At 47.8% G+C, this 23,083-nt stretch carries 21 protein-coding genes; 14 read left to right on the top strand and 7 right to left on the bottom strand.

The features are described from left to right. The first annotated feature begins 40 nt into the window (after window positions 1-40). Genes ACXAC1_RS12175 through ACXAC1_RS12155 form a run of 5 tightly spaced genes read left to right on the top strand, consistent with a single transcriptional unit; the run spans window position 41 to window position 7,307 of the window. A complete protein-coding gene (locus ACXAC1_RS12175; protein WP_475061701.1) occupies window positions 41-1,951 on the top strand; it encodes a bifunctional 5-dehydro-2-deoxygluconokinase/5-dehydro-2-deoxyphosphogluconate aldolase in 1,911 nt (636 codons plus the stop codon). Window positions 1,952-1,975: 24 nt separating this feature from the next. Beyond that, window positions 1,976-3,826 (top strand): 3D-(3,5/4)-trihydroxycyclohexane-1,2-dione acylhydrolase (decyclizing), encoded by a 1,851-nt coding sequence (gene iolD / locus ACXAC1_RS12170; RefSeq protein ID WP_475063821.1) that lies wholly within the window; start codon window positions 1,976-1,978, stop codon window positions 3,824-3,826. Window positions 3,827-3,856: 30 nt separating this feature from the next. After that, window positions 3,857-4,756, top strand: a complete 900-nt coding sequence (gene iolE, locus ACXAC1_RS12165) for a myo-inosose-2 dehydratase (protein ID WP_475061700.1) — start codon at window positions 3,857-3,859, stop codon at window positions 4,754-4,756. A gap of 52 nt (window positions 4,757-4,808) precedes the next feature. Next, a complete protein-coding gene (locus ACXAC1_RS12160; RefSeq protein ID WP_133563358.1) occupies window positions 4,809-6,311 on the top strand; it encodes a CoA-acylating methylmalonate-semialdehyde dehydrogenase in 1,503 nt (500 codons plus the stop codon). A 60-nt stretch (window positions 6,312-6,371) separates the two neighbouring features. Then, the gene (locus ACXAC1_RS12155; RefSeq protein ID WP_475061699.1) at window positions 6,372-7,307 is read left to right on the top strand and encodes a sugar ABC transporter substrate-binding protein; all 936 of its coding nucleotides are present in this window, start codon (window positions 6,372-6,374) and stop codon (window positions 7,305-7,307) included. 121 nt (window positions 7,308-7,428) lie between these two features. On the opposite strand, the gene ACXAC1_RS12150 is transcribed toward ACXAC1_RS12155, so the two are convergent. From ACXAC1_RS12150 to rpe, 4 genes are all read right to left on the bottom strand, one after another. Then, a complete protein-coding gene (locus tag ACXAC1_RS12150; RefSeq protein ID WP_475061698.1) occupies window positions 7,429-9,450 on the bottom strand; it encodes a TonB-dependent copper receptor in 2,022 nt (673 codons plus the stop codon). Window positions 9,451-9,490: 40 nt separating this feature from the next. Continuing rightward, on the bottom strand, window positions 9,491-9,880 hold the full coding sequence (locus ACXAC1_RS12145; RefSeq protein WP_475061697.1) for a DUF2946 domain-containing protein: 390 nt from the start codon (window positions 9,878-9,880) through the stop codon (window positions 9,491-9,493). 123 nt (window positions 9,881-10,003) lie between these two features. Further along, complete coding sequence (locus tag ACXAC1_RS12140; protein WP_475061696.1) at window positions 10,004-10,684, bottom strand: phosphoglycolate phosphatase; 681 nt, start codon at window positions 10,682-10,684, stop codon at window positions 10,004-10,006. Beyond that, window positions 10,681-11,355 (bottom strand): ribulose-phosphate 3-epimerase, encoded by a 675-nt coding sequence (gene rpe, locus ACXAC1_RS12135; RefSeq protein WP_475061695.1) that lies wholly within the window; start codon window positions 11,353-11,355, stop codon window positions 10,681-10,683. Before rpe ends, ACXAC1_RS12140 begins: the two co-directional genes overlap by 4 nt. A 74-nt stretch (window positions 11,356-11,429) precedes the next feature. Here rpe and ACXAC1_RS12130 point away from each other — a divergent pair, with 74 nt between their 5' ends. After that, a complete protein-coding gene (locus ACXAC1_RS12130; protein WP_475061694.1) occupies window positions 11,430-12,416 on the top strand; it encodes a DUF3530 family protein in 987 nt (328 codons plus the stop codon). Between the two features lie 63 nt (window positions 12,417-12,479). On the opposite strand, the gene djlA is transcribed toward ACXAC1_RS12130, so the two are convergent. Continuing rightward, window positions 12,480-13,268: a co-chaperone DjlA gene (djlA, locus tag ACXAC1_RS12125; RefSeq protein ID WP_475061693.1), complete on the bottom strand. Its 789-nt coding sequence runs from the start codon at window positions 13,266-13,268 to the stop codon at window positions 12,480-12,482. Between the two features lie 127 nt (window positions 13,269-13,395). Between djlA and ACXAC1_RS12120 the strand changes: the two genes are divergently transcribed. The 8 genes from ACXAC1_RS12120 to ACXAC1_RS12085 are packed head-to-tail and all read left to right on the top strand — an operon-like array spanning window position 13,396 to window position 21,342. Beyond that, window positions 13,396-15,660, top strand: coding sequence for an LPS-assembly protein LptD (locus tag ACXAC1_RS12120; protein ID WP_475061692.1), 2,265 nt, complete (start codon window positions 13,396-13,398; stop codon window positions 15,658-15,660). Next, window positions 15,660-16,922, top strand: coding sequence for a peptidylprolyl isomerase (locus ACXAC1_RS12115; protein WP_475061691.1), 1,263 nt, complete (start codon window positions 15,660-15,662; stop codon window positions 16,920-16,922). Before ACXAC1_RS12120 ends, ACXAC1_RS12115 begins: the two co-directional genes overlap by 1 nt. 15 nt (window positions 16,923-16,937) lie before the next feature. Beyond that, a complete protein-coding gene (gene pdxA / locus ACXAC1_RS12110; RefSeq protein WP_475061690.1) occupies window positions 16,938-17,930 on the top strand; it encodes a 4-hydroxythreonine-4-phosphate dehydrogenase PdxA in 993 nt (330 codons plus the stop codon). Further along, on the top strand, window positions 17,931-18,725 hold the full coding sequence (gene rsmA / locus ACXAC1_RS12105) for a 16S rRNA (adenine(1518)-N(6)/adenine(1519)-N(6))-dimethyltransferase RsmA (protein WP_133563372.1): 795 nt from the start codon (window positions 17,931-17,933) through the stop codon (window positions 18,723-18,725). A 2-nt stretch (window positions 18,726-18,727) separates the two neighbouring features. Further along, window positions 18,728-19,105 (top strand): Co2+/Mg2+ efflux protein ApaG, encoded by a 378-nt coding sequence (gene apaG / locus ACXAC1_RS12100; RefSeq protein WP_133563374.1) that lies wholly within the window; start codon window positions 18,728-18,730, stop codon window positions 19,103-19,105. An 8-nt stretch (window positions 19,106-19,113) separates the two neighbouring features. Further along, window positions 19,114-19,929 (top strand): symmetrical bis(5'-nucleosyl)-tetraphosphatase, encoded by an 816-nt coding sequence (locus tag ACXAC1_RS12095; RefSeq protein ID WP_475061689.1) that lies wholly within the window; start codon window positions 19,114-19,116, stop codon window positions 19,927-19,929. Window positions 19,930-19,936: 7 nt separating this feature from the next. Next, window positions 19,937-20,257, top strand: a complete 321-nt coding sequence (glpE, locus tag ACXAC1_RS12090) for a thiosulfate sulfurtransferase GlpE (protein WP_133563378.1) — start codon at window positions 19,937-19,939, stop codon at window positions 20,255-20,257. Next, on the top strand, window positions 20,257-21,342 hold the full coding sequence (locus tag ACXAC1_RS12085) for a tRNA nucleotidyltransferase/poly(A) polymerase-related protein (RefSeq protein ID WP_475061688.1): 1,086 nt from the start codon (window positions 20,257-20,259) through the stop codon (window positions 21,340-21,342). The genes glpE and ACXAC1_RS12085 overlap by 1 nt, the downstream gene beginning before the upstream one ends. Here the strand turns inward: ACXAC1_RS12085 and folB are convergent, their stop codons facing one another. Both folB and tsaD read right to left on the bottom strand, forming a co-directional pair. Further along, window positions 21,343-21,696: a dihydroneopterin aldolase gene (gene folB, locus ACXAC1_RS12080; RefSeq protein WP_475061687.1), complete on the bottom strand. Its 354-nt coding sequence runs from the start codon at window positions 21,694-21,696 to the stop codon at window positions 21,343-21,345. It abuts the gene before it with no gap. A gap of 2 nt (window positions 21,697-21,698) precedes the next feature. Further along, window positions 21,699-22,739 carry a tRNA (adenosine(37)-N6)-threonylcarbamoyltransferase complex transferase subunit TsaD gene (gene tsaD, locus ACXAC1_RS12075; RefSeq protein WP_475061686.1) on the bottom strand — a complete coding sequence of 347 codons (1,041 nt, stop codon included), beginning with the start codon at window positions 22,737-22,739 and terminating at the stop codon, window positions 21,699-21,701. Window positions 22,740-23,083 lie beyond the last annotated feature (344 nt).

The following is a 23,083-nucleotide window of genomic DNA, read 5'->3' as shown; positions in this document are numbered from 1 at the left end:
AAGGATCAGACAATTTAGCTGACACGGGAGAATGAGCACCATGCCCAGCGATAAAAACTTAGATCTAATCTGTCTTGGTCGCGCTGCAGTCGATATTTATGCAGAGCAAATTGGCAGCCGCCTAGAAGACGTTTCAAGCTTTGCTAAATACCTAGGTGGTTCCTCTGGAAACATTGCTTATGGAACAGCTCGCTTGGGTCTAAAAAGTGCCATGCTAACTCGTGTGGGCAATGAACACATGGGCCGCTTCGTAAAAGAAGAACTGGATCGTGTGGGTTGTGATACCAGCCATGTTGTTACCGACGAACAACGTCTTACCGGTTTGGTTCTCCTAGGCATCAAAGACCAAGACACTTTCCCTCTTATTTTTTATCGCAACGATTGCGCAGACATGGCGGTTAGCCCAGAAGATTTCGATGCCGACTTCATCGGGTCAGCCAAAGCTCTTGTGATTACTGGCACCCATTTCTCAACTGAGAGCACTTACGCCACCAGTAAACAAGCTATTCAATACGCTAAAGAACGCCAAACTAAGTGTGTGTTGGACATCGACTACCGCCCTGTTCTTTGGGGATTAACCAACCCTGGCGATGGCGAAACACGTTTTATTTCAAATGAAGCGGTCACCACACACCTACAAGGTATTCTGGGCGATTTCGACCTTATCGTTGGCACAGAAGAAGAAGTTCATATTGCAGGTGGCAGTACCGACACGATTACAGCATTGCAGAAAATTCGCGAGCTGAGCAACGCTACGATTGTTCTTAAGCTTGGCGCGCAGGGCTGTACCGTATTAGAAGGCAGCATCCCTGCTAGTGAAGATGACTTTGTGGTTCACACTGGCGTACGCGTCGATGTACTCAATGTTCTAGGCGCAGGCGATGCCTTCATGAGTGGTTTTCTTCGCGGTTGGATCCGTGGCGAAACACCAGAACAATGCTGCAACTACGCCAATGCCTGCGGTGCTTTGGTTGTTTCTCGTCATGGTTGCGCTCCGGCTATCCCAAGTGCAGAAGAGCTGGATTACTACCTAGAGCATGCTCACGAGATCCCACGTCCAGACCTGGATACAGAGCTGAATCACTTGCACCGAGTGACCACTGAACGTTTGCCATACGACTGGCAAGACCTATGCATTTTTGCCTTTGACCATAGAAAACAATTGTTCGATATGGCCAAAGAAGAAGGTGTTGATCCAGCCAAAATCAAAACACTTAAACGATTATTAGTGAAAGCTCTTGAAGCGGGCGTTAAAGAAATAGGCAGCAGTCAGTACGGCGTTCTCATTGATGACACCTACGGTCAAGATGCTTTGAATGATGTCACAGGTAAGGATATGTGGATTGGTCGTCCTGTAGAGCTGCCAAGTTCACGCCCAATTGAACTAGAAGGCGGTCGAAGCATCGGCTCACGTTTGAAGTCTTGGCCGAAAGAGCACATCGTTAAATGTTTAGTGTTTTACCACAACCAAGACGAAGCAGAACTGCGCGCAACACAGGAACGCCAAGTGATTGAGCTTTACCAAGCCTGCTGCGCATCGGGACATGAATTGTTATTAGAAATCATTGCTCCACGTGACAAAGAACACGACGAATCCGTGTACACCGAATCTGTACAGCGTTTTTACAACCTAGGTGTGAGGCCAGACTGGTGGAAACTACCGCCACAATCACCAAATAACTGGACGTCCCTCACTCAGATTATTCAGCAATTCGACGCTCATTGCCGAGGCGTAGTGATGTTGGGGCTTGACGCGCCAATGGACGAGCTGAAACAAGGCTTTGCTAACAGTGCAGGCTTCGACATTGTAAAAGGCTTTGCCGTTGGTCGTTCTATCTTTGGCGCGCCTAGCCGCGAGTGGTTAGCAGGACGCTTTAATGACGAGCAGCTAATCGAAGCATGTGTATCAAATTACTTAGAGTTGGTTTCCTACTGGAAAGACCGCCACTAACAGGAATGGCATAAAGGAATCATGATGAACACGATTAAATTGACCATGGCGCAAGCGGTAATTCGCTACTTAATGGCGCAAAAAGTAGAAACTGACGAAGGCATCAAACCAATGTTTGCCGGTGTGTGGGCGATCTTCGGTCACGGCAACGTAGCGGGCCTAGGTGAAGCGCTTTACCACGTAAAAGATCAACTACCCACTTACCGAGCGCATAATGAGCAAGCGATGGCTCATGCTGCCATCGCCTTCGCTAAAACTAAAAACCGTCAACAAATGATGGCTTGTACCGCTTCAGCTGGACCTGGTGCAGTCAACATGGTGACCGCTGCTGCGGTGGCACACGTAAATCGTATTCCTGTGCTGTTCCTGCCAGGTGATACATTCGCTACGCGCATGCCAGACCCAGTGTTGCAACAAGTAGAAAATTTTCATGATTACACACTGACGTCTAATGATTGCTTCCGCCCTGTAAGCCGCTTCTTTGATCGTATTACACGCCCAGAGCAGCTTTTGACTTCCTTGCCACAAGCCATGCGTGTTTTAACTGATCCGATTGAATGTGGCCCAGTGACACTTGGCATGCCGCAAGACGTACAAACGATGGCGTTTGATTTCCCAGAGTCTTTCTTTGAAGAGAAAGTACACCGCTTACGTCGCCAAGGACCGGATGCCTTCGAATTGACTCAAGCTATTGAGCTCATCAAACAAGCCAAAAACCCAGTTGTGATTGCAGGCGGTGGTATTCATTATTCTGGTGCTCTAAGTGAGTTTGATGAGTTTGTCAGCGCACTGAAATTACCAGTAGGTGAAACTCAAGCAGGCAAAGGTGCTCTACCTTGGGATCATCAACAAAACATGGGCTCAATTGGCGTGACCGGTGCGGGATCCACAAACCGTCTGTGCGCTGAATCTGATCTGATCATCGCTGTTGGCACACGCCTTGGTGACTTTGCTTCGGGCTCTCGTTCTCTGATCAACCCAGAAGCGAAGTTACTGTCTCTAAACGTTGCTTCGTTTGACGCCGTCAAACACAAAGCCGTCTCATTGGTCGGCGATGCTAAGTTGACCTTGCCGATGCTGACTCAGGCGCTTTCAGGCCATGAAGCGGCCAGTGCTTGGGTAGATCGCGCGGAAACAGAGCGTCTGGCATGGCATGCAGCAGTTGAAGATGCCACTCGCGATCGCGGCACTTCCCTTCCGAGTGATGGCGAAGTCGTTGGTGCAGTGAACCGCTCGGCCGGTGAACAAGACATCGTCGTGTGTGCTGCAGGGGGCTTACCAGGTGAGTTGCAAAAACTATGGCGTACTCGATACAGCCGTGGTTATCACATGGAATACGGCTACTCTTGCATGGGTTATGAGATCGCTGGTGGCGTTGGTACAAAAATGGCAGCCCCTGACTCAGAAGTCTATGTCATGGTTGGCGACGGTTCTTACCTGATGATGAACTCTGAAATTGCCACATCAGTAATGTTAGGTTTAAAAGTCATCTTCGTAGTGCTCGATAACCGCGGTTACGGCTGTATCCATCGCCTACAACAGTTCTGTGGTGGACCAGGCTTCAATAACATGCTGGAAGACTGCTTAACCACTGAAGAAGGCGCACCGAAAACCGATTTCGTAGCCCATGGCAAAGCTCTTGGTGCTAACGGTGAGAAAGTTACCACCATCGAAGAACTTGAGGCCGCTCTGGTTCGCGCCAAAGCCTCTCCAATTAGCTATTTAATTGAGATCGACACGGATCCAAGCATTGTAACAAACAGCGGCGGTAATTGGTGGGATGTAGCGATTGCAGAAGTATCAGAGCGCGAGCAGGTTAGAAATGCTCGCAAAGTCTACGAAGAGCATAAAGCTCGCCAATTTAAAAACCTTTAATGCCAACACTTTTTTGAGCGGAGAATAACAATGAGCGTTCGTATCGGTATTAACCCACTTTCATGGACCAATGACGACCTACCTACGTTAGGAGCAGACACGTCACTCGAAACCTGCCTAACAGAAGGTAAACAAGCAGGATTTAGCGGTTTTGAATTGGGACAAAAATTCCCACGTGATCCTGAAGTGCTTGGTCCAATCCTGAAAAGCCATGGTCTAGATCTAGTCTCTGGCTGGTTCAGTGGTGAGCTACTTTCGCGCAGTGTCGAAGAGGAAATTGAGGCCATCAAACCTCATTTACACCTACTAAAAACACTTGGCGCTAAAGCCATGGTGTACTGTGAAATCACAGATTGCATCCATGGGCAGATCGACACTCCACTATCACATCGCCCACGCTTAACCGAAGCGCAAATCGCAGACCTAGGTAAGAAGCTTACACAGGTAGCTGATTTTACTCTTTCTGAAGGGGTTCAAATCGCCTACCACCACCATATGGGTACGGTAATTCAAACCGAAGAAGAAGTTGCGCTGCTAATGAAATACACCGGTCCATCGGTAGGCCTGCTATTAGATACCGGCCATATGACCTTTGCCGGAGGCGATCCGTACGCAGTTCAAGAGCGCCATGCTGATCGTATCGTTCATGTGCATTGTAAAGACATGCGCAAAGAGATTTTAGCGGATGCGCTAAACCGTGATCTTCCATTCTTACGTGCCATGCTGAACGGCGCTTTCACGGTACCAAGTGATGGTTTTATCGATTACGGCCGTTTGTTTAAACAGTTAAAAGCAAGCAATTATTCTGGCTGGTTAGTGGTGGAAGCGGAACAAGATCCTGCGGTTGCGCACCCTCTGACTTACGCAACCAAAGGCGCCGAAGGCTTAAAACGATACTGTGAAGAAGCTGGCTTAGATCTAATCGACTAATTTCGTGAAGGTCGCCTGCCGAATCAGGCGACAACAACAAAAAGGTAATGCAATGAATACGTTAGGAAACTTTATCAATGGCCAGCATGTGGCTAGCCAAAGCGGCCGAGTGGGCCCAGTGTACAACCCAGCAACTGGCGAACAGAGCTTAAATGTTGCTCTTTCCAGTGCAGACGAAACCCGTGACGCGATTGCGGTGGCACAAACGGCGTTTGAAACTTGGCGTAAAGTCACGCCGCTTAACCGTGCCCGCGTTCTTTTTAAATACAAAGCGCTGCTTGAGCAACACGCAGATGAAATCGCTGAAATGATCACTAAAGAGCACGGTAAAGTGTTCTCTGATGCGAAAGGCGAGTTAACTCGCGGTCTAGAAGTGGTTGAGTTTGCTTGTGGTATTCCTCACCTTCAAAAAGGCGAGCACAGCCTAAACGTTGGTCGTGGTGTAGACAGTATGTCTCTAATGCAACCACTTGGCGTTTGTGCCGGTATCGCACCGTTTAACTTCCCGGCCATGGTACCAATGTGGATGTTCCCTGTTGCCATCGCATGCGGAAACACATTTGTCATGAAGCCTTCTGAGAAAGACCCTTCTGTGCCACTACGTTTGGCTGAGCTACTTACTGAAGCGGGCCTGCCTGATGGCGTATTCAACGTGGTTAACGGTGATAAAGAATCTGTCGACGTTCTATTAACTGACGAACGTGTACAAGCAGTGAGCTTTGTTGGCTCGACCCCGATCGCAGAATACATCTACGCAACGGCATCCGCTCATGGCAAGCGTGTTCAAGCTTTAGGCGGCGCGAAAAACCATATGATCGTTATGCCTGATGCTGACCCTTCTCAAGTGGTTGGCTCACTAATGGGTGCTGCTTACGGTTCCGCTGGTGAGCGTTGTATGGCCATTTCAGTTGCGGTGTGTGTTGGTGACGAAGTAGCAGACAACTTGATCAGCAGCCTAAGCCAAGAAATCGATAATATGCGCGTTGGCCCAGGCCTTGGTCTGCCAGAAGAAGCACACATGGGTCCTGTGATTTCGAAAGAGCATTGCGCAAAAATCAAAGACTACATCGGTGTGGGTATTGAAGAAGGCGCCACCATCGTGCGTGATGGCCGTGACTTTATCTACCCAGGCCATGAGAACGGCTACTTCGTAGGCCCAACGTTATTCGATAACGTGAAAAAAGGCATGCGCATTTACGAAGAAGAAATCTTCGGTCCTGTGCTATGTGTGGTACGCGCTAACAGCTACGCGGAAGCGGTTGAAATGATCAACTCCCACGAATACGGCAATGGTACCTCTATCTTCACACGTGATGGCGATACAGCACGTCAATTCTGTGAAGAAATCCAAGTGGGCATGGTCGGTGTTAACGTGCCAATCCCAGTACCCATGGCATTCCACAGCTTCGGTGGCTGGAAACGCTCACTGTTCGGCCCACTGCACATGCATGGACCAGATGGCGTACGCTTCTACACTCGCATGAAAACCGTGACAGCTCGCTGGCCAACAGGTCTTCGCGCTGGCGCTGAATTCTCAATGCCAACCATGAAGTAATACCCACTAGCAGCACTCATTGCGAGTGCTGCACACCCAATAAAAATAAGGAAGGTCATCATGAATCTCAAAAAAGCTGCTTCACTTAGCGCAGGGTTAATTGCCGCCACTCTATCTATCAACTCACACAGTGCCAATATTGGTATCACCATGACATCGTTTGATAATCCATTCCTAGATATTTTGATGGATGGAATGAAGAAAGCAGCAGCAGAAAATGAAGATATTTCCTTACAATTTGAAGACGCCAATCTAGACATTGGGCGCCAGTTAAACCAAGTACAAAGCTTTATTGCAAGTGGTGTTGATGGAATTGTTGTTAACGCTGTAGACGGTGACACGACCGTTGCTATGACCCAAATGGCAGACGAAGCAGGTATCCCTCTTGTCTACGTTAACCACCCACCAATCGACATCAATATGCTGCCACAGCAAACTTCTTTCGTTGGCTCCAATGAGCTTGACTCTGGCACATTAGAAACTGAACAGGTCTGTAAGTTACTGAACGGGAAAGGTAACGCGTTGGTTTTGATGGGGCCATTAGAGAATCATGCTGCACATACTCGAACCAAAGACATTGAGGATGTGATTAAAAGACCTGAATGCGAAGGCATTAAAATCATCGACAAACAAGTTGCAAACTGGTCACGCACTCAGGCTTACGATTTGATGACCAACTGGATCACATCAGGTATGGAATACGATGCCGTTATTGCCAACAATGATGAAATGGCTATCGGTGCAATTCAGGCGATTGAAGCAAGTGGCCGTGATATGAATAGCGTCGTCATTGCCGGTATCGATGCGACATCAGATGGACTTATTGCTATGAAAAACGGCGAACTTGATATCACCGTTTTCCAAAATGCAACGAAGCAAGGAGAAGTTGCTGTCCTATCCGCCTATCAAATGGCAAAAGGCCAATCAGTAGAACGAAATATTTGGATTCCTTTTGAACTGGTTACCCCTGATAACCTTCATGATTACATGAAGTAACCTGATCTCTGACCGAGATGCTCCGTCGCACGCTAGTTAACCGTCACTCTCTGCTGGTTAGCGACTCTTGCCCACCGCCCCCGGTGGGCTTTTTTATGAGAAAATCAGTCTAACAACGACATTAAAAGCTAGCGTTTACTCCCAACCACACAGTGCGTCCAGGCTCATTAAACGCGGTATCAGCAGCGTAACCAAACACTGAGCTACCCGCTTTATTCAAGTGTTCGCTATAGGTACGATCAAATAAATTGTCGATCCCTGCACGCAATGTCACCACCGGACTCAAACGGTATTCACCATTGATATCAAAGGTGGCAAAGCTTGACGACTCCGCGAAGTCATACCCTACAACGTTACCCTGATCAAGCGCCACACGGTCTTGCTTCGCAACCATACGCAGCACTGAGTTCAGCGTCCAAGCCTGTTGTTCATAAGTTAACCCCAGCTTCGCTTCCAAAGGTGCAATTTGTGGCAACGCTGTATTGGAATCACGGTTTTCACCCCACGCATAAGCGATCGAGCCATTTGTGCTCCAATTGTCGGATAATTGATAACGAGCCCCTGCTTCCGCCCCTGCAATAAGTGCATCGACATTGCCCACTTGTGTATCATTTGAGTAATCAAACAAGATGTAATCGTTGACCATCCCAGCATAGCCTGACAGCCACCAGCTTAGATCATCTACTTGGTAATTAATTCCTAGATCAATCTGCGTCGTTTTCTCAGGTTGTACTCCAGCAAAGGCATTCACATCCCCCGATAAACTTGCATTACCTGGTTTGATTTCCCAGTAATCAGGAAAACGTTCAACATACCCTAAGCCAATATAGGTGGTCGCAGGCATGTTACTCAGGTCGCTTTCCAATCGAACAAAACCACTCACCAGATTATCAGAACGCTCTTGCCCTGCCGTCGCCGTAGACGTCAATTCATCGGTGGCACTGACACGATCAAAACGCAGGCCTGAAACCACTTGCTGGGTATTATTCATAAACCAAGTCAGTTCAGAGAACACTCCCGCTTGTTCACTGCTATAGTCCGTCATCACGTTCGTCGTATTTAAGCCACGACGATGCTCTTCTTCTTTAGCATTCACCCCAAGGATTATTGAGTAGTCGCTCCAGTCCCAAGTAGAGGCTACCCGACCACTGCGAGTACGACGGTCTAATTCCATTGCCATAGGCATCATTGGAGGTTCACGTAGGGTAAAGTTATCCATTACATGGTCGGCGTAGCCGTAGTTAAATTGTGCTTCCAGCTTGCGCCAGTATTCGCCGAGATTTTGTTTTTCGAAACGCAATGCTGCGGTTTCACGTAGGAACTTAGTGCCATCCATAGAACGCCCCGCGTATTTCGATTCACCATCTCCACGAGCAACTTCCAATTCCAAAAGCGTGTCTTTATCTGGCGTCCAGCCAACCACCGCACTGGTGTTCCACTTATCCCACTCAGAAGGCACCACATCACCGTTACCATCTTCGTAATCATCCGCTTGCGATGAATTTGCCTCTAAGCGCAGATAACCCTTTTCATTGCCCACGGCGCCTTCAAGGTAACGATCAAAACGTCCACTGAAACCAACCAAAGCACTGGCATCCAATCGATAATTCTTTTCAGAGAAGTCCTCCCTAGCTCGCTCAAAACGCACTGTTGCCGCAGACGCGCCTGGCCCCCATAGAACCGTTTGTGGGCCTTTGACGATTTCCACTTCATCGTAAGAATATGGGTTAATGTAAGCACTCGGGTTGTCCATGCGGTTAGGACAAGCGCCCGCCATCTGCGCGCCACTGGTCAAAATTGCCAAACGAGAGCCAAACATTCCACGAAAGATAGGATCGCCATTGGTACCACCATTGCCAATTGCAGAAAAGCCCGGAATTTGTGCCAACACCGTCGCACCATCGGTGGCCGATTGCAGCACAGGAGTTTCATCTAAATTTACACGAGTGACCACTGGCGCTTCGATTTCTGGAGCGCTGACAACTATCGCATTCGATAAAGCCTCTTCCTGAGCCATGGCCTGATTCGCAAAGATCACAGCTATGGTCAGAGGCGCTATCGCCCACACTGGACGACGAGATATAAATTGAGGGCGAGCAGTATTCTCTGGACGTAATTGTCCAGCATCAAAAAATTGGGTCATGATGACATCTCTAAATCAGTTAATAAAAATCCAAAAAACGTTAACTGATCAGAACTGGCGGGGCGCGGTTGGGGGCATGAGCAAACAAAGCCTTATTACGAAAGGCGCTGCATATCGGTATAACGGGACCTAACTCCACGAGGCCATTGGCGGCGGTGAATTCAGGTGTGTAAACACTTAAGAAAGGAAAGTGCTGAACGAGTGAACAGTATTCACACTGCTCATACCAAGCATGTTCATGGTCGGCGCCATGCTGTCCGTGAGACATATTGTCCATGGCAATGTCATCACCACAGATCCAATCAGCCATGGCTGCTTGATGGGATGCAGCGCTAATCTGTCCTACCAAAGGGCCAAACGTTAGCAATAACATGGCCAAAAGGCCTATGCGTGCCAGCTCGTTCGTTCGGATTAGGAATATTTGCAACATCAATTACATCATCGTTCAAAGTGTAAGCGGTCTGGATTCTAGCCAAAAAAAATGGGTAGGTCATGCCTATTACGACAATTACCTACCCATTTATTAAAATTATCAAACAAAGCTAGCGCTAGATCACATTAGCAATTCAGCAAGATCGTCGATCAGCACATCGGCTTCTAGTTCTTTGAGGTCGACACCGTGGTTGTAACCGTAAGTGACTAAGGCGCATTTGAAACCCGCTGCTTTCGCCGCACGGTAGTCCGCCAGTGAATCCCCTACCATCAAGCACTTCTCAGGAGCCGCTTCGATGTCTTCCATACAATGCAATAACGGCAATGGCGACGGTTTTTTCTCTGCCAATGAATCACCGCCTAACATCCAGCTAAAGTAAGTCGAAATACCAAAATGATCCAACAACGGCTTGATAAACAAGCTCGGCTTATTCGTAATCAAGGCGACGGGGACTTTCTGATATTTAAACGCTTTGAGGATAGATTCCACATTGGCATACAGCGTTGAGCTACCAGCTAAGTTGTCAAAGTACTCTTTTAAAAACAACTTATAGCCTTCTTCAATACGCTCTGCTGGCAGGTTAGCCCACTCCATTGCTTGTTGCACAAGCTTGGCAGAGCCATAACCTACCCAGCCTCGAACACGCTCTTCACCTGCTGGAGAAGCGCCCATAGCAACTAGGCTTTTATCCATCGCTGCTGCGATATCAGGCACGCTATCCACTAACGTGCCATCCAGGTCAAAGCAGACTAACTCAGGCCAATCTTCGAATAAGCGTTTTAAGTGTTTCGGCGTTTTCATTGCTTTACACCGGCGAGCTCAGCACGCATCTGATCGATCACAGCTTTGTAGTCTGGTTTACCGAAAATCGCAGACCCTGCAACGAAAGTATCGGCACCGGCTGCTGCACACTCGGCAATATTTTTCTCGCTCACACCGCCATCGACTTCCAGACGAATATCGTAACCGCTTTCATCGATCAGGCGACGCGCTTCGCGAAGTTTATCAAGCGTACCTGGAATAAATTTCTGGCCACCGAAACCAGGGTTCACAGACATCAGTAGAATCATATCGACCTTATCCATGACATATTTCAGGTCATCTAGAGGTGTCGCTGGGTTAAACACAAGGCCAGATTTACAGCCACCATCACGGATCATTTGTAATGAGCGGTCTATGTGTTCGCTACCTTGAGGATGGAAAGTAATGTAGCTGGCGCCCGCTTCAATGAAGTCACCAATCAAACGATCAACGGGTTTCACCATTAAATGAACATCAATGTCCGCTGTCACACCATGTTTACGCAGCGCCTGACACACCATCGGCCCAATGGTTAGGTTTGGAACATAATGGTTGTCCATAACATCAAAGTGAACGATGTCCGCTCCGGCTTCCAGTACGTTGTCTACTTCTTCTCCTAAGCGCGCAAAATCAGCCGCTAAAATAGACGGTGCAATAAGAAAGTCTTTCATATTTGTCTCCGGCAGTGACAGAATGTTGTTTGCGCAATATTCTAACAAGGCCCATTGCATAAGTATTGGATTCAATGAAGAAAATAACGCTAACCACTTGTTTGCTCATACTGACGTTGCAGAACGTTTGGGCTGAAGGTGAAGACGAAACCAGTAACACCGCTCCCGCCGTCACGCAAAGCGATGTACCACGGGTAATACCAACCCCCCAGCAAACGAGAATTGCTGGTTTGATTGAGCGTCTAATTACTAACCATGCCCATGAGATAGAAACCTTAGAAGCGGATGGTGAGTCTTTCCTTGGTTTATTTCGCGAAGCGGAAACGGGAGATCCCCAAGGTTGCTTAATACTATTACACGGGGATCATGGCCACCCTGATTGGCCACAAGTGGTGTCCCCCCTTCGCGAAACATTACCACGACACAGTTGGTGCACGTTAGCCATTGAAATACCGGATATGGGTGGCCGAGCTACTCCCGTACAAGTTGCTCAAACGACAAATAATGAGCCCAATGACTCTGATGAGAACAGTGCCAATGCAGGCGTATCGACATCAGCTGAACTACCGAATGAAGCGCAAGTGTTCGCACGCATCGATGCCGCCATCGCATTAACCCAAGAAAAGGGCTATAACCAAGTGGCTTATCTAGGCTATCGCAGTGGTGCTGCCTATGCGCTGCGCTATACTGCCGAGCGAGGCACCACGAATCAGGCACTTGTTTTAATTGAACCTAGAAGCACCACAGCCCTCAGCGATTTCCAGTTGGCCCAAAACATTGAACGCTTAAGGCTTCCTACGCTGGACTATTATTTTGATCGAACCAATGTCGATGCACGTTTTGCACGACAACGACAGGCAGCAGCTAATAAGCGCGGCAATCAAAGAGCCCCTTATATACAAATTGATGCGCTGCCCGATGCGCGCTTTGATCCCACAGGTAACAAGCGTCTGACACAACGGGTGTGGGGCTTTTTAAAGCAAAACACCCTCCAGTCCAATCAGCGCAAAACCCTACCCGAATTCGAAAAATCTCTTTTCTATGAAAGTCCTTTGGACTAAAAAAATGGGGAGCCGATTGGCTCCCCATTTTGCTTTTACCCATGCAGACTTAGGCAGAACATCTTACTTACGTGATTTCTTAATCATTTCATAAGCGGACTGAATTTCTTGCGTACGCTCTTTTGCAAGTTCAATCATTTCTTCTGGTAGACCTTGCGAGCTCAGTTTATCAGGATGGTTCTGGCTCATCAGGCGACGGTACGCTTTCTTAATTTCCGCATCGCTCATACTCTCATTGACTTCAAGGACTTCATAAGCCGCCTTCAAAAGATCGGGAGAAGATTGTCCAGATGCTTGTTGCTGATAACCTTGATGGAAATGCGCCTGACGCTTAATCTGCTCATGAATACTGTTGTACTCTGCCTCGGACATGCCTAGTTGAGCACAAATCTGTCCCAGCAAAGACTTCTCTTCAAGCGATAAATAGCCATCTGCATAGGCCGACAACAGCAATACTTCAAGTAATGAACGACGCAACATGCCAGCGCCCACTACTCGATTAAAACGTTGTAACGCAGCGTCAACATTAAAGTCTGGCGCTTTACCTTGGTTAAACAGTTCTTGAGCTTGACGCTGCGCATCGGGTGATAGGCGTAGACGCTGCATCACAGCTTTAGCTAGCTCAATCTCTTCTTTAGAAACTTGCCCGTCAGACTTTGCCAAACGTCCCATAAGTTGGAACAGTGTTTGGAAAAATACTTGCTGTTGCTCGAATAAAGACGCTCCGGTTCTGCGCCCACCCATTTGGTTTCCTTTGGCTCGATCGATCAGCATACCTACAAAAAAACCGCCGACTAATCCAAAAAAGCCCGCGAACAACAAACCAACGATCGCCCCAACCCATTTCCACATAAAGATATTTCTCCAGAATCGGTAGCCCCTTAGGGGCCGCATAGATTATTATTTGTCGCCAATATGGACCGACATGTGCCGCGCCTATGTTCGCGCTAGCACGTAATAGAGATTTAGTATACTCCGCATGCCAAAGCATTTACGCTCTTACGCGCTATTATTTCAAAGTCTTTTCATCTTGCCTATGGCTGAGGCAAATGAATGGGACTGGGTACCAAAAGAATCGCTTAGCCCTTCTCAGCAAGCGACGTTAAGTCAATATTGTCGTGGTGCTTACATTGACGGCTGGCAAGCAATGGATGATAAAAACACCCATTTGCTAGCAGACATGATTTATCGCGATGAACAAGGCACTTTGTATATGGAAGGGGCAGCCACCCTTCGACAACCCCTATCGGAACTGAATGCAGATCTAATTGAAGGTATGCAGAATGAATATTACCAAGCAGCAGGGGAAGTCTCGCTTCGGGCCAGCGGTCAGCTGATTCGCAGCGACAGCGCCTATATAAGTACCGCCGAAGGCAATCAAAGTGCTCAGTTTGAAAATGCCAAGTTCCTTGCTCACGACAGCCGTATTCGCGGTGAAGCCAGTGAAATCGCTCGTTCAAAAGACGGTCTTATTTTTATTAAAGAAGGCTTTTACACAACCTGTGAACCAGGGCAAGACAGCTGGACACTTTACGGCTCCAGCATTGAACTGAACCCTGACAGCGGCTTTGGCACAGCAAAGCACGTGCAGATTCGTGTTCATGATATTCCGGTATTCTATTTCCCGTGGTTGCGCTTCCCCCTAGATGAGCGTCGTCAATCTGGTTTCTTATTCCCAAGTTTTGGCTTTAGCGGTAAAAGCATAACCCTCTCAGCACCTTACTATCTGAACCTAGCCCCTGATTACGATGCTACCGTGACCCCAAATCTGGTCATCCCTGTCGCAGGATCGGATGATGCCGATAAAGACCAGTATGGCCAAGGCCTTGATATCGAAATCCGACACCTAAGCCAATACGGCACGACTGTCTTCGAACAATCGACATTCTATGATGAAAATGGTGACGAGGGCACCTTACGGGCATTACGAAGCAACCAGCAGCTGACAAAAAATCTAAACGTTGGTGTAAATCTTGAGGGTAACCCTACGGAAAACCGTGAGCCAGAGGTAAATAACACCTCAATTCAAGAAAAAGATAACTACGTTCGAACAGCATTTGCTCGTTATGACCTAGGTAATTTTAGTTCGAATGTTCAAGTAAAGCGCTATCAGACTCCTGACCTAACCGAAAATCAGCCTTTAGAGTGGATGCCTCGGGTCAGTGCTTCTTATCGTTATGCTGATACACGTTATAGCTATCAACCTGATGTAGAATTTACTGACTTCTACGAGCCAGATGAAACCGGTGAAGATGGACAGCGTTTGGCCCTGAACCAAGACTTTAACGTGCAATTCGGTAACGCTTGGGGTGACATCACTGCAGGTATGCTGCATCAATACCGCAACTATTCACTGCACGACTACGATAGTCGTCAAGACAGTGATGCCGAAGTAAATCATCTAACCTATTACCTAGATACCAGTGTGGTATTTGATCGTTCGTTGGAAAATCAGTGGCGCCAAACATTGGAGCCAAGGGTGCAATACCTTAATGCGCCTTATCAAGATCAGTCTGACATCCCTGACTTCGACGCGAATGAAATGGACATGACCTATGCGCAAGCTTTTTCTCATCGTCGCTTCAGTGGTAACGACCGCATCGGTGATACCGAGCAAGTTGCACTCGGTCTTGAGAGCCGCTTCTACGATAGCAACAATGTTAATCGCTGGACTCTACAAGGTGGCCAGGTGTTCTACTTGGCTGATCGTAAAGTTGGCCTAGAGGGTGATACTGGCTCAGTTGTGGATGACAGCAGTCACAGCGCCGTACTTTCTAGTGCCACTTACAATGGTGACCGTTTTACGCTTGCCAACCACTTAAACTATGATTTTGATGACAATCGTGTAGATCTTGCGCAAACCGCACTGAAATATCGACCAGATAGTGGCATTGTTTTCAATCTTAGTTTTTCATATCTATATGATGAAGATGAGACCGACATGACCAAGCAGTCTGGTTTCGGTGCCATTATCCCGATTAACGACAATTGGCATTTCTTTCATCAACAATCCTACGACTGGGTTGAGCGCGAACACACCGCTCAAGTGGAAGGGTTTGGCTATGAAAACTGCTGTATAAAAACCTCCTTCAGTTATCAACGCTGGCGCGATGATGATGGTATTTTTGACGAAGGAGTATTCATACAATTTATTTTACGCAGTCTCAGCGGCGTAGATCAGACGAATTCTGATCTAACTACCATTGCTGATGACTATTGGAACCAAGGCAAGGTCGGATATTAATGATGTATAAAAAGCTTATTTGCTCACTGTTAGTGACGTCTGCAGTATGGTCTGTAGCGCCCGTTTCGGCAGAGCCTGTAAAAATTGACGGTCTAGCGGCAGTCGTTGATTCACGCCCTATTCTCGACAGTGATGTCACTGCCCGCTTCCAAGTAGTAAAAGACCGCGTACCCGGTGGCGTACTTACTGACAGCATTCATCGCCAGATAGTAAACCAACTAATCGAAGAAGCATTACAAGTAAACTATGCTCGCAAACAAGGCATTCGTGCTAGCAACCAAGAAGTGGATAAAGCCATCTTGACGGTTGCCGGCAATTTCAACACTGATCTAGCTGGATTACGAAATATTCTGGCAAATCAAGGCGTTGACTATGGTCGTTACCGTCAACAAATTGAGAATGAGCTGCTTATCAGCAAAGCTCGTCAGCAGGTTGCACAGTCGCGTATTACCGTCACTGAGCAAGAAATCGATGACTTCCTACAGAACCAACAAAGTAGCGGTCAAAACCAAGCAGAATTCCGCTTGCGCCACATTGTAATTAGAGCCAGCGATGTCGCACAAGCTCGTGCTAAGATCGAAGATATTGCCAGCAGAATCGACACGGAAAAAGACTTTATTGATCAAGCGATTGCTCAGTCAGAAGGCCAGTTTGCGATTCAAGGTGGTGACTTAGGATGGCGCAAAGCAAATGAGTTACCGCGCCTATTCACCCAAGCGATCAATAAACAAACACAGGGAAGCCTAGTAGGACCGCTACAAAGTAATGCTGGCTTCCACCTACTTTGGGTAGTTGATAAGCGCTCGCAAGACGTGGCATACCAGCAAGAAACCAAGGTTAGCCATTTGCTACTGCGTCCAAATGAAATCCGCGATGATGAGCAAACTCGAGCTTTAGCTGAGCAGCTTTATCAACGCCTTGAGCAAGGTGCTGACTTTGCTGACATTGCAAAACAATACAGCGAAGACCAAGGCTCTACTTTGCAAGGTGGTGACCTAGGTTGGGTAACACCAGGAACCATGGTGCCTGAGTTTGAGGACATGATGAATAAAACGGAAGTTGGCGATATTAGCGCACCTTTCCGCTCTCAGTTCGGCTGGCATATTCTAGAAGTGGATGGCCGTCGTCAAAACGACATCAGTGATAAAGTAAAACGTCGTAATGCTGAACGCTCCATCATGGCACAAAAACAAGATTTCGCCTTGAACACATGGTTGTCTGAACTACGTGCCGATGCCTTCATCGACCGTAAAGACGACTAAATTTAGGAGTATTACGTGAGCCCTCGCATTGCCATCACATCTGGCGAACCAGCTGGTATTGGCCCAGATATTATTCTGAGCGCGTTGCAAGACAACTTTGCTGCGCAATTGGTCGTCGTCGGAGATCCAGAGCTCTTTCGGCAACGAGCACAACAGCTTGGTTTAGAGTTGGAGATCAAAGTTTGCAACGATCTCACTCAGATCAGTGATCATCAAGCTGGGCAAGTGCAAATTCTGCCAACCTTGCTGGGCTCAAACGTGGAATGCGGCAAGCTCGATGTAGCAAACGCTCCTTATGTACTAGAGACATTACGAATCACTGGTCAAGGTTGCCTAGATGGCGACTTTGATGCAGTGGTAACACCACCTGTACACAAAGGTGTGTTGTGCGAAACAGGGGTACACTTTTCGGGACACACCGAGTTTTTCCAAGACCTTTGTGACAGCCCGAAAGTCGTGATGATGCTTGCCAGTCAAGCCATGCGTGTTGCATTGGTGACGACTCACCTTCCCCTAAAAGACATTCCAGCAGCCATCACACCTGATACCATTAGAACCGTTACACGTGCTTTGCATCAGGATTTAAAAACACGTTTCGGCTGTGACCAACCACGTATCTTGGTATGTGGTTTAAACCCTCATGCTGGCGAAGACGGCCACCTTGGCCGTGAAGAAATAGAGATCATCACCCCAACGCTCAACGAGCTACGCGAAGAGGGAATTAGCTTGATCGGTCCACTCCCTGCTGACACCTTGTTCCAGAACAAGTACCTTGAACAAGCAGACTGTGTTCTTGCCATGTATCACGATCAAGGCTTACCTGTGTTAAAGTACTCAGGATTTGGCAATGCGGTGAACATCACCCTTGGCCTACCGATTATCCGAACTTCCGTTGATCACGGAACGGCTCTCGATCTTGCGGGAACCGGACAAGCAAGTGATGGCAGCTTGAAGGTTGCCATTGAAAACGCCATTACCATGGCAACTAACGCCCAAAAAAGACATTAAATGAGTAAATCACATCCCCATAAAGCCCGTAAGCGCTTTGGCCAAAACTTCCTTCATGATGTCGGCATTATCCGCCGTATCGTCGCTTGTATTGCACCCAAAGAGGGCCAGCGCGTTGTTGAAATCGGCCCAGGTAAAGGTGCACTGACGGAAGGTATCATCAGTGCTACGAAACGCATGGATGTGGTGGAACTAGACCGCGATTTGATTCCTATTTTGCGTGTCAATTTATTCCGTTACCCAGACTTAAACGTCCATGAAGCCGATGCCATGAAATTCGACTTTTCCAGTCTGGCACAGGACGGCAACATTCGCGTGGTGGGTAACCTACCGTACAACATTTCAACACCGCTGATCTTCCATTTGCTCAGTTTTGCTGAGCAAATCGATGACATGCATTTTATGTTACAAAAAGAAGTGGTCGACCGCCTTGCGGCACGCCCAGGTGACAACCTGTACGGTCGTTTAAGTGTGATGGCGCAGTACTATTGTCGCGTAGAGTCTCTGTTTATTGTGGGACCTGAGTCTTTTGACCCGCCACCAAAAGTAGATTCGGCAATCGTTCGTATGGTGCCTCATAAAACGCTACCTTGTGTCGCTCAAGACCTAAAAATGCTTGAAGACATGGTACGAATTGGTTTCCAGCAGCGCCGTAAAACGCTTCGCAACAACTACAAAGGGGTCCTCAACGACGAGGAGTTTGCAGCCTTAGACATCGATCCAAGCTTACGCCCAGAACGTTTGGATGTAGACGACTTCGTCCGTATTGCCAACCTTGTGAGCAAAAGAGGCTAATCATGCTGCCTGAGCAAGACATTATCGTCACAGTCCGTACGGAATACTTATCAGAGCAATCCGTGCCTGAAGATGACCGCTATGTATTTGCCTACCACATTACCATGACCAACTGTGGTACTGAGAGCGCTAAACTTTTATCACGCCATTGGATTATCACCAATGGTGATGAGAAGGTTCAAGAGGTCAAAGGTGCCGGCGTCATCGGTGAATACCCTCTGTTAGCGCCTGGCGAATCCTACGATTACACAAGTGGCACAGTTATTGATACGGTAGTAGGCGTAATGCATGGTAGCTACCGTTTTCAAAGTGAGGACGGTAGCGAATTTGATGCACCGATCCCACCGTTCACGTTAGCGGTACCCAATAAAGTTCACTAAGGCGAAATATGGCAACTTACGTCATCGGAGACTTGCAGGGTTGTTTTACTCCCCTCCTGAAGCTCCTTGAACAAATCCAGTATGACGATCAGAACGATACTCTTTGGTTTGCAGGCGACTTAATAAACCGCGGCAAAGAGTGTCTACAAACGTTGCGCTTTGTAAGCTCTCTAGGGGAGAAAAGCAAAGTTGTGCTGGGTAATCACGATCTACATTTGTTAGCCGTTGCCCACGGTTTTGCTACGTTAAAGCGTGGTGATACCTTAATGAACATCCTGCAAGCCAGCGACCGTGACGAACTGATGACGTGGCTAAGGCAGCAGCCCCTGGCTCACTATGATCCTGATTTTAATGTGCTGATGACCCATGCTGGGGTTCCGCCATGTTGGGATATAGAAGACGTTCTTCGCTACAGCCGCGAGGTTGAAACCGTGTTGCGTTCAGAGCAACTGGAGGAATTTCTTCAGGTCATGTATGGTAATAAACCGGATACATGGTCAGAGTCACTTAACGGTATGGATCGCTTAAGAGCCATTACCAACTACCTGACCCGTATGCGTTTTTGTCGTGCTGACAGCAAGCTAGATCTAAAATCCAAAGAAGGGCCGGAGAGCGCCCGTCAAGGGTACCAGCCCTGGTTCACCTTCCCTAACCGACTACCAAAAGACACACGTGTCGTATTCGGTCACTGGGCAGCATTAGAAGGCATAACTCAAACGCCTAATGTCCATGCATTGGACACTGGTTGCGTTTGGGGTGGAGCCCTGACAGCTTTACGACTGGATGATAACCAGCGTTTCAGCACTCCTTGTAACATTAATTGAGAGAACCATGAGCACCTATTCTTGTATCGATATCAATGATGCCCTTCCCCTACTAGAAAACAATGCCATCGTCGTCGACATCCGCGATGCGGTGAGTTTTCAAACCAGCCATATGAACACTGCTATCAACCTGAACAACGATAACGTTCAAGCGTTTATTGAAGAAAGCAATAAAAGCCAAGCTGTGATTGTCTGCTGCTACCACGGCAACAGCAGCAAAGGCGCAGCGGAATTCTTAGCCAGCCAAGGCTTCGAAGAAGTTTATTCATTAAATGGCGGCTTTAGCCAATGGAGCGCCATGTTCCCTGAGCAGTGCGAGCAAGGTTAATGCTGCCAAAAGCAACGGTCTACCTCGTTGGTGGCGCAGTTCGAGACGAGTTACTTGGCTTACCAGTGAAAGACAAAGACTGGGTTGTGACAGGCGCCACCCCAGACCATATGTTGCAGCAAGGCTTCCAACAAGTTGGTAAGCAGTTTCCAGTCTTTCTTCACCCTAAAACCAAAGAAGAATACGCTCTGGCCCGCAAAGAGCGTAAGCAAGGTATTGGCTACACAGGTTTTGTGTGCGACTTTGCCCCTGATATTCGCCTAGAAGAAGACCTCGAGCGCCGGGATCTAACCATCAACGCCATTGCCAAAACAGATGATGGTGTCTTAATTGATCCTTTTCATGGCCAACAAGATCTTGAAAAACGGGTGCTACGTCATGTATCGGATGCTTTCATTGAAGACCCGCTTCGAGTACTGCGCGTGGCACGATTTATGGCACGCTTCGCGAGTTTTGGCTTTCACATTGCGCCAGAAACAAAAGCTCTGATGGCAGCCATCGCAGAATCAGGTGAGCTCAACAGTTTGACACCTGAGCGTGTTTGGCGTGAAACCGAAAATGCCCTGCAAAGCGACCATGCCCAAGTATATTTTGACGTTTTGCAAGAAGTCGGTGCACTTGAGCACCTCTTCCCTAAACTGGCATACCATACAAAGCAACTTGCAAAACAATGGGACAAGCATGCTCGCTGGAGCTTAATCACCGCTGAGACACCTGTCGCGGCGCTGACCGAGCTTAACGCCTATTTACGAGCACCTAACCAATTCAGCTGGTTCAGCGAACAAAGCCGATTGTTTATTGAAACCAATACATTGCCATTGGATAGCGTGACTTGGGAAGCTTGGTTAAGCAGTGTTGCAGCGATCAAGAAGCCACAGCCATTTGAAAAGCTCATCAGCATTTTGGCCCATTTGACCGAAACGGAAGCAAAACATTGGCTAGCTCTTCGCGCCAGCATCGCGAAAGTTAATGCACAAACTTTAATGAAGCAGGGATTTTCTGGGGCAGAATTGGGGCAAGCATTAAAACAAGCACGGATTGAAGCCATTGCAAAGCTTAACAATCCGCTCCTGTTAAAAGTCTAGCTAGGCGCTACGGCGAATCTTTACACCAACGGCGCGAGCAGCTGGCACTGCGCCAGGTTTGCGCAATGTCATAGTGATTGAGGTAAGACCAAAGCGATCAATCAGGACCGCACACAAGCGTTCAGCTAACGTTTCAATCAACTCAAATTGGTGCTCTTTACAAAAGCCAGTGATGGCATTTGAAATCGCTTCATAATCCAATGTCTTGTTAATATCGTCATTGGCGGCGGGCACACGATTGTCGTGCTCTATCTCCACGTCAAATACCAAATCTTGCCAGATCACCTTTTCCCATTCGTACACACCGATGACCGCTTTGGTGTGCAGACCTTCAATAAACACGATATCTTGCATGCTTACACTTCCTCATTGATATCAGGTAAATCTGACAACGGCCAACGGGCACGGATCGACAGATTTAAAGGCGAATGCTGACCGGCCAACAATCGCTGAGCGCCGGCATAAGCAATCATGGCACCGTTATCGGTACAAAACTCAGGACGGGCATAAAAAACACTTGAGTTAATTTTCGCCAACTGAGTTTCCAACTGACTTTGCAATCGCTTATTCGCGCTTACACCACCAGCAATAATAAGTTGCGTCAGACCTTCTTGTTCAAGTGCTCGACGACACTTAATCACTAAGGTATCAACAATGGCTTGTTCAAATGCCAAAGCGATGTCCGCTTGGAATTGATCATTGAAACCATCACGATCCAACGCATCGTGCACAGCCGTTAGAAACGCTGTTTTCAAGCCACTAAAACTAAAATCCAAACCTGGACGGTCTGTCATCGGGCGCGGAAACTTAATCCCCGCATCCGGATTACCAGTCTGAGCCAACTTCGCAATGTAAGGGCCGCCAGGATAGGGCAAACCAATCATCTTCGCGGCTTTATCGAATGCTTCACCAGCTGCATCGTCTAGAGACTGACCTAAGAGCTTGTATTGCCCGATCGAATCAACACGCACTAATTGTGTATGGCCACCTGATACCAACAATGCAATAAACGGCATTTTAGGCTGCTTTTCTTCCAGCATCGGCGCCAGCAAGTGGCCTTCCATATGGTGCACACCTAAAGCAGGAATGCCTAAGGAATATGCCATAGAGCGTCCGATAGTCGCCCCCGCCATCAATGCTCCAACCAGGCCTGGGCCTGAGGTGTAAGCCACTGCATCCAGATCCGACTTTTTCAGGTTAGCATCCGCCAACACTTCGTCGATTAAAGGTAAGGTTTTGCGCACGTGATCACGTGATGCTAATTCCGGCACAACACCGCCGTACTCCGCATGCTGTGCAATTTGAGTGTAGATCTTATGGGTCAGAAGACCTTTATCAGTATCGTAAATGGCGATACCGGTCTCGTCACAAGACGTCTCTAAGCCTAAAACTTTCATGGTATTCCTACGCTGTTCGCTAATGCAATCATTGTACCTCAAACTGCGTAGACAACGTAGAGAGTATTGCTGTAGATAACAAAGCAAGTAAGGAAAGCATTAGACAATGGCAGGGCAATTACTGTACAATGCCGCCCGATTTGATCGTTTAATTAAAAGGCAGGTGATTTTTTCCCGTCCCTCTCCCTATTAAGACTCTATAATCAGAGCTAGGGATCACTAAGTTTAGGGGCACCCAAAGAGAATTTTTGTACAACATTTGGGTACACACACTGTGAAAGCCGCACATTACGGCTCGTACCATTTTATTTTATGTTGAAAAATCGGTATGATTCGCGCCGTTT

This window comes from Marinomonas sp. AWM4_232 (genome assembly GCF_056158325.1).
Note: the sequence above shows the minus strand (reverse complement) of the source record. Positions and strands in the feature narration are given on the sequence as shown.